This is a genomic window from Zavarzinia sp. (genome assembly GCF_049306435.1).
GTDB lineage: Bacteria > Pseudomonadota > Alphaproteobacteria > Zavarziniales > Zavarziniaceae > Zavarzinia.
Window position 1 is genome coordinate 1 of sequence record NZ_JBAQRT010000315.1, and the last position, 5621, is coordinate 5621.

General features: G+C 69.4%; 6 protein-coding genes, 1 pseudogene and 2 riboswitches. Of the genes and pseudogenes, 3 read left to right on the plus strand and 4 right to left on the minus strand.

The window, feature by feature from the left end:
• Window positions 1–84 precede the first annotated feature (84 nt).
• The 4 genes from WAZ62_RS17550 to cobO form a co-directional block, all read right to left on the minus strand.
• On the minus strand, window positions 85–384 hold the full coding sequence (locus WAZ62_RS17550) for an energy-coupling factor ABC transporter substrate-binding protein (protein ID WP_422644833.1): 300 nt from the start codon (window positions 382–384) through the stop codon (window positions 85–87).
• On the minus strand, window positions 384–1055 hold the full coding sequence (locus WAZ62_RS17555) for an energy-coupling factor ABC transporter permease (RefSeq protein WP_422644834.1): 672 nt from the start codon (window positions 1053–1055) through the stop codon (window positions 384–386). Before WAZ62_RS17555 ends, WAZ62_RS17550 begins: the two co-directional genes overlap by 1 nt.
• A gap of 118 nt (window positions 1056–1173) precedes the next feature.
• Window positions 1174–1370, minus strand: a riboswitch (cobalamin riboswitch).
• Between the two features lie 19 nt (window positions 1371–1389).
• Window positions 1390–2847 carry a cobyric acid synthase gene (locus WAZ62_RS17560; protein WP_422644835.1) on the minus strand — a complete coding sequence of 486 codons (1458 nt, stop codon included), beginning with the start codon at window positions 2845–2847 and terminating at the stop codon, window positions 1390–1392.
• Entirely contained in the window at window positions 2847–3467 is a 621-nt protein-coding gene (gene cobO / locus WAZ62_RS17565; protein WP_422644836.1) for a cob(I)yrinic acid a,c-diamide adenosyltransferase, read from the minus strand. The genes WAZ62_RS17560 and cobO overlap by 1 nt, the downstream gene beginning before the upstream one ends.
• A 41-nt stretch (window positions 3468–3508) precedes the next feature.
• A riboswitch (cobalamin riboswitch) is annotated at window positions 3509–3721 on the plus strand.
• Window positions 3722–3812: 91 nt separating this feature from the next.
• Between cobO and WAZ62_RS17570 the strand changes: the two genes are divergently transcribed.
• From WAZ62_RS17570 to WAZ62_RS17580, 3 genes and pseudogenes are all read left to right on the plus strand, one after another.
• Window positions 3813–4169, plus strand: coding sequence for a DUF1636 family protein (locus tag WAZ62_RS17570; RefSeq protein ID WP_422644837.1), 357 nt, complete (start codon window positions 3813–3815; stop codon window positions 4167–4169).
• Window positions 4170–4172: 3 nt separating this feature from the next.
• A complete protein-coding gene (gene cobW, locus WAZ62_RS17575) occupies window positions 4173–5183 on the plus strand; it encodes a cobalamin biosynthesis protein CobW (protein WP_422644838.1) in 1011 nt (336 codons plus the stop codon).
• 7 nt (window positions 5184–5190) lie between these two features.
• Window positions 5191–5621, plus strand: a pseudogene (locus tag WAZ62_RS17580) (cobaltochelatase subunit CobN); the annotation flags it as partial.

Sequence of the window (5621 nt, forward strand, 5' to 3'; positions counted from 1 at the left end):
GGCCAAGGGCGAGCGCCAGCTTCTCCGCCGCCGGCACGTCGCGCCAGCGGCCGGTCTGCGCCGCGCGGTCGATTTCGCGGCCGATCATTCCGCCGGGGCCGCTCCCCGTATCTCGGACAGACCCCGGCGGCGCCCGAAGTAATAGCCGAGGACGCCGGCCCCGAGGGCCGCCTGAAGCGCGAAGAGCAGGCTTTCGATCTCGCCGCTCGGCGGCTCCCACAGGGGGGTGAACCAGGGGGTGTAATCGGGGGCATTCTCGGCGATCACGCCTTCGGCCTGGCCGTCGGCGCCGCTGAATTCCGCCGTTCCCGGCGGATGGATCAGCAAGGGCAGGATGGCGAGGGCGATGACGCCGGCGAGAAGCGCGAGGTTTCGTCTCAGCATCACGCGGCCCTCCGGCGAAGCCTGGCCAGCAGGGCGAGTTCCGTGCCGCTGTAGCGCCGCAGCAGATTGACGACGACGACGGTCAGCAGGCCCTCGCTGATCGCGAGGGGAACCTGGGTCACGGCGAAAATGCCGAGGAACTTGGCCATGGCGCCTTCGAAGCCGGACACCGGATCGGGGAAGGCCAGCGCCAGCTGGACGGAGGTGACCATATAGGTCGTCAGATCGCCCAGCGCCGCCGCGGTGAAGACCGCGAGCCCGAGCGGCGCGCCGATCCGCCCCAGCCCGTGGTAGAGACCATAGGCGACGAGAGGCCCCACGATCGCCATCGAGAAGACATTGGCGCCCAGCGTGGTCAGGCCGCCATGGGCGAGCAGCAGTGCCTGGAACAGGAGGACGATGGTGCCGAGCAAGGCGGTCACCCAGGGCCCGAACAGGGTGGCGGCGAGGCCGGTGCCGGTCGGGTGGGAGCAGCTGCCGGTGACCGAGGGCAGCTTCAGCGCCGACAGGATGAAGACATAGGCGCCCGAAGCCGCGAGCAGCGGCTTCAGCTCGGGATGCGCCCGCAGGGTGCGTGTAACGCGCCAGGCGCCATAGGCGACCACGGGCGCCGAAACGGCGGCCCAGGCCAACGCGTGGCCAGCCGGCAGAAAGCCTTCCATGATATGCATCTGTTCCCCTCCCGGAACGTCAGGATGACCGCGAACGCGTCATCGCCGATGGAAGGGGGCCTGTCCTCGCGAAGGAGGACACGGCACACGACCCGCCCGGACACCCCGCCCGGGTTCGACGCTGACACGGCCGTTGGCAGGTCTCCTGGCTCGCGGATCGATCATGACGCGCCGGCCTTCCCGGTTTCCCAGTGGCCATGCAAGGCGTGTCACTACCGCTTACAGTTGCGGGGGCAGCCCCGGAATTGCCGTGAAACGGCGCACCGGATTCCCTGTTCGTCCCCCGATGGGGGAACCAACGACAGGGGCACTATCGGCATCTGCCGGCGCGCCGTCAAGCGGGCTGCGCGCGGGCGAGGGCCAGCAGACCGCCGACGTCGAGATGGCGCTCGAGATGATCGGCGAGCTGGTCCAGGGTTTCCTCGACCAGCGCGCCATAGCGCCCGCCACCGGCGGCGGTCCCGAGCATGGCGAGAAAGGCCGCGCGGAAATCGTCGGCGGTGAAGAGACCATGGAGATAACTGCCGATGATGCGGCCATCGGCCGAGGTCGCACCCTCCGCCGCGCCCGCGACATGGGCGAAGGGCCGCGCCCGGTCCGGCCCCTCGGTCCGGCCGATGTGGATTTCATAGCCGTCGACGGCAAGGCCGCTGGCGACATGGTTGCCGGTGACGCGGGTCAGGCGCTTGTCCTCGGTCATCACCGTCTCGACATCGAGAAGACCAAGGCCCGCCTCTTCCCCCGGCGGGCCTTCGATGCCCAGGGGGTCGGCGATGCGCCGGCCCAGCATCTGGTAACCGCCGCAGATACCGAGCACATGGCCGCCACGCCGGACATGGCCGGCGAGGTCGATGTCCCAGCCCTGCCGCCGCAGGAAGGCGAGGTCGCCCCGGGTCGACTTGCTGCCGGGCAGGATCACCAGCGCGCAATCGCCCGGGATCGCCTGCCCGGGCCGGACCATGGTGAGGTCGACGCCGGGGCTGAGGCGCAAGGGGTCGAGATCGTCGAAATTGGCGATGCGCGAGAAGGCGAGGCAGGCGATGCGTAAAGTTCCGCCAGCACCCGCCCGCTCGAGGTCGAGGGCGTCTTCCGCCGGCAGGCGGGCGGCGGCGGGGAAATGCGGCAGCACGCCAAAACCGCGCCAGCCCGTGCGCGCCTCGATCTGGCGGTAACCCTCCTCGAACAGGGCGGGATCGCCGCGAAACTTGTTGATCAGGAAGCCCTGGATCATCGCCGCATCGGCGGCGTCGAGCACGGCTCTGGTGCCGACCAGCTGGGCGATGACGCCGCCCCGGTCGATATCGCCGGCCAGGATCACGGGTACGCCGGCCGCCCGGGCGAAGCCCATGTTGGCGATGTCGTTCGCGCGCAGGTTCACCTCCGCCGGGCTGCCCGCCCCCTCGACGATGACGAGATCGGCGATGGTGCCCAGGTGGTTGAAACTCTCCAGCACGCTGGCCATCAGGCCCGCCTTCAGGGCGGCGTAATCGGCGGCGCGGGTGGTCGTCCGCCGCTTGCCCTGCACGATCACCTGGGCGCCCGTCTCGCTTTCGGGTTTCAGCAGGACGGGGTTCATGTGGACGATGGGCTCGAGCCCGGCGGCCAGCGCCTGCAATGCCTGCGCCCTGCCGATCTCGCCGCCGTCGGCGGTGACGGCTGCGTTGTTCGACATGTTCTGCGGCTTGAACGGGGCAACGACGATGCCGCGCCGCCGCGCCGCCCGGCACAGGCCGGCGACCAGCAGCGACTTGCCGACATTGGAGCCGGTGCCCTGGATCATCAGGGCGCGCATCAGTATTCCACCCCGGCCTGGGCCTTGATGCCGGAGCGGAAGGGGTGCTTGACCAGGGTCATCTCGGTGACGAGATCGGCGATTTCGATCAGCTCGGGCTTCGCGTTCCGCCCGGTCAGCACGACATGGGTCATGGGCGGTTTCTCGTCGCGCAGGAAGGCCAGCACCTCGGCGAGGTCGAGATAATCGTAACGCAGCGCGATATTGATCTCGTCGAGCAGCACCATGCGGATGGTGGGATCGCGGATCAGGTCCTTCGCCTTGTCCCAGCCGGCGCGGGCGGCGGCGATGTCGCGGGCCTTGTCCTGGGTTTCCCAGGTGAAGCCCTCGCCCATGGTGTGAAAGCGGCAGAGTTGGGGGAAATGCGCCTCGATCAGGCGGCGCTCACCGGTGTCGCGCGCGCCCTTGATGAACTGGACGACGGCGCAGTTCATGCCGTGGGCGATGGCGCGGAAGATCATGCCGAATCCGGCCGAACTCTTGCCCTTGCCGGTGCCGGTATGGACGATGATCAGGCCCTTCTCGCCTTGCCGCTGCGCCGTCATGCGGTCGCGCGCGGCCTTGACCCGGGCCATTTTCGCTGTGTGCGCCGCCGCGTCCGCGCCGGTCGTCGCCGTCATGTTCACTCCCCCGAAGGCCTTGACAATTCGCTGGAGGCGGCCTCTCTTGGGGCCGCGCTGGTTCCTGTTTATGACAGGCGAAGAGGGAATGCGACAGGGAAACCCCCCAAGGGGTCCCCAAGCGCAGCCGCCCCCGCGACCGTGACCGGAGAGGTCGTCCAAGCCACTGGCCGAAAGGCCGGGAAGGTGGACGCCCGCTGGAAGAAATTCCTGAATCCGCAAGCCGGGAGACCTGCCAGCGCGTGTTTCTGATCGGGCGAACGGGGTGTTCGCGACCGGCAGGCGGACGCATGCGCGCGTCCCCCTTCGGCCCCACCCCTTTGCCTCTTGCGCGAAGGACCGGGGATGGCCGTAACGCTACATGTCTGTATCACCTGCCGTGTCCATCGCGCGGTGGGCGAAGGTGAAAGCTGCGCCGGCGCGCGATTGCACGATGCCGCTCGGCACAGCGCGCCCGAGGGTGTCGTGGTCGCGCCCGTGACTTGCCTGTCCGCCTGTTCGCGCGGCTGCGCCGTCGCCTTGGCCGGACCGGGGCGCTGGACCTATGTCTATGGCGGCATCGCCCCCGAAACCGATCTTGGTCCCCTGCTCGAAGGCGCCGCGCTCTATGCCGGCAGCGCCGACGGCATCGTGCCCTGGCGCGACCGTCCCGAGCTCTTTCGCCGGAACGTGATCGCCCGCATGCCCCCGCGGGAGTTCTGAGCCATGGCCGATCTCGCGAAAACCCCCGTCACCATCGTCACCGGCTTTCTCGGCGCCGGCAAGACCACGCTCATCCGCCATCTGATGGCCCATGCCGGGGGACGGCGGCTGGCCGTCCTCGTCAATGAATTCGGCACCCTGGGGGTCGACGGCGAATTGCTGAAGGCCTGCGCCGACGAGAATTGCCCGGCGGAAAACATCGTCGAACTGGCCAATGGCTGCATCTGCTGCACCGTCGCCGACGATTTCCTGCCGACGATCGAGAAATTGCTGGCCCTGCCCCGGCGACCCGATCACATCCTGATCGAGACATCGGGCCTTGCCCTGCCCAAGCCCCTACTGAAGGCTTTCGACTGGCCGGACATCCGCAGCCGCGTCACCATCGACGGCGTGATCGCCCTCGCCGACGCGGAAGCCGTGGCCCTGGGACGCTTCGCGCCCGACATCGCGGCGAGCGTCGACAGCGAGCATGAAACCCCGTTGTCGGAAGTGTTCGAGGATCAGATCGCCTGCGCCGATCTCGTCCTCCTCTCCAAGCCCGATCTCGCCGGGGAGGCCGGCGTCGCCGCCGCCCGCGCCCTGATCGCGGCCGAGGCGCCCCGCACGCTTCCGGTGCTCACCCTCGCCGATGGCGTGATCGATCCCCGCGTGGTGCTGGGCCTCGACGCTGCCGCGGAAGACGACATCGCCGCCCGCCCGTCCCACCACGATGGCGACGACGATCACGAGCATGACGATTTCGCCTCGACCGTGATCGACCTTGGCGAGGTTACGGACCCGGAGGCCCTGGCCGAGGCCATCGCGGGGCTTGCCCGCGACCGGCGCATCCTGCGGGTGAAGGGCCATGTCGCCGTCGCCGGCAAGCCGATGCGCCTTCTCGTCCAGGCCGTGGGCGCGCGGGTGCGGATGCAGTTCGACCGGCCGTGGCACGGCCCCCGTCTCTCCCGCCTCGTCGTCATCGCCGAGCGGGGCGATCTCGACGAAGCGGCGATCCGCCGCCGCCTCGGCGTCTGATCCCGCCATGCATGTCGTCTTCCGCGAAAGCCATGGCCTCGACGAGGCCGCCCGGCCGGCCGATCTCGGCCAGGACCCGGCGGATCTCGTCGTTCTGTCCTTCTCGGACAGCGACCTTGGCGGTTTCGCGGCGGGCTGGCACCGGGGGCAGGGGCGATTGCCGTCGCTCCGCCTCGCCAATCTGGCGGCGCTGCGCCATCCGCTCTCGGTCGATACCTATGTCGGCCGCACCCTGACGGGCGCGAAGGCGATCCTGATCCGCCTAATCGGCGGCGAGGCCTATTGGTCCTATGGCCTGATGCAGGTCCATGACCTCGCGAAACGAAAGGGCATCGCCCTCGCCGTGCTGCCCGGCGACGGCCGGCCGGATGCGCGGCTGGACGAGGCTTCGACCTTGCCGGTCTCGACCTTGCGCCGGCTCGCCGCCCTGTGCGAGGC

Excerpts from the sequence above, each read along its gene's own strand:
- cobW (WP_422644838.1), top strand. The coding sequence starts at position 4,173 with ATGGCCGATCTCGCGAAAACCCCCGTCACCATCGTCACCGGCTTTCTC.
- WAZ62_RS17555 (WP_422644834.1), bottom strand. The coding sequence starts at position 1,055 with ATGCATATCATGGAAGGCTTTCTGCCGGCTGGCCACGCGTTGGCCTGG.
- WAZ62_RS17560 (WP_422644835.1), bottom strand. The coding sequence starts at position 2,847 with ATGCGCGCCCTGATGATCCAGGGCACCGGCTCCAATGTCGGCAAGTCG.
- WAZ62_RS17570 (WP_422644837.1), top strand. The coding sequence starts at position 3,813 with ATGGCCGTAACGCTACATGTCTGTATCACCTGCCGTGTCCATCGCGCG.
- cobO (WP_422644836.1), bottom strand. The coding sequence starts at position 3,467 with ATGACGGCGACGACCGGCGCGGACGCGGCGGCGCACACAGCGAAAATG.
- WAZ62_RS17550 (WP_422644833.1), bottom strand. The coding sequence starts at position 384 with ATGCTGAGACGAAACCTCGCGCTTCTCGCCGGCGTCATCGCCCTCGCC.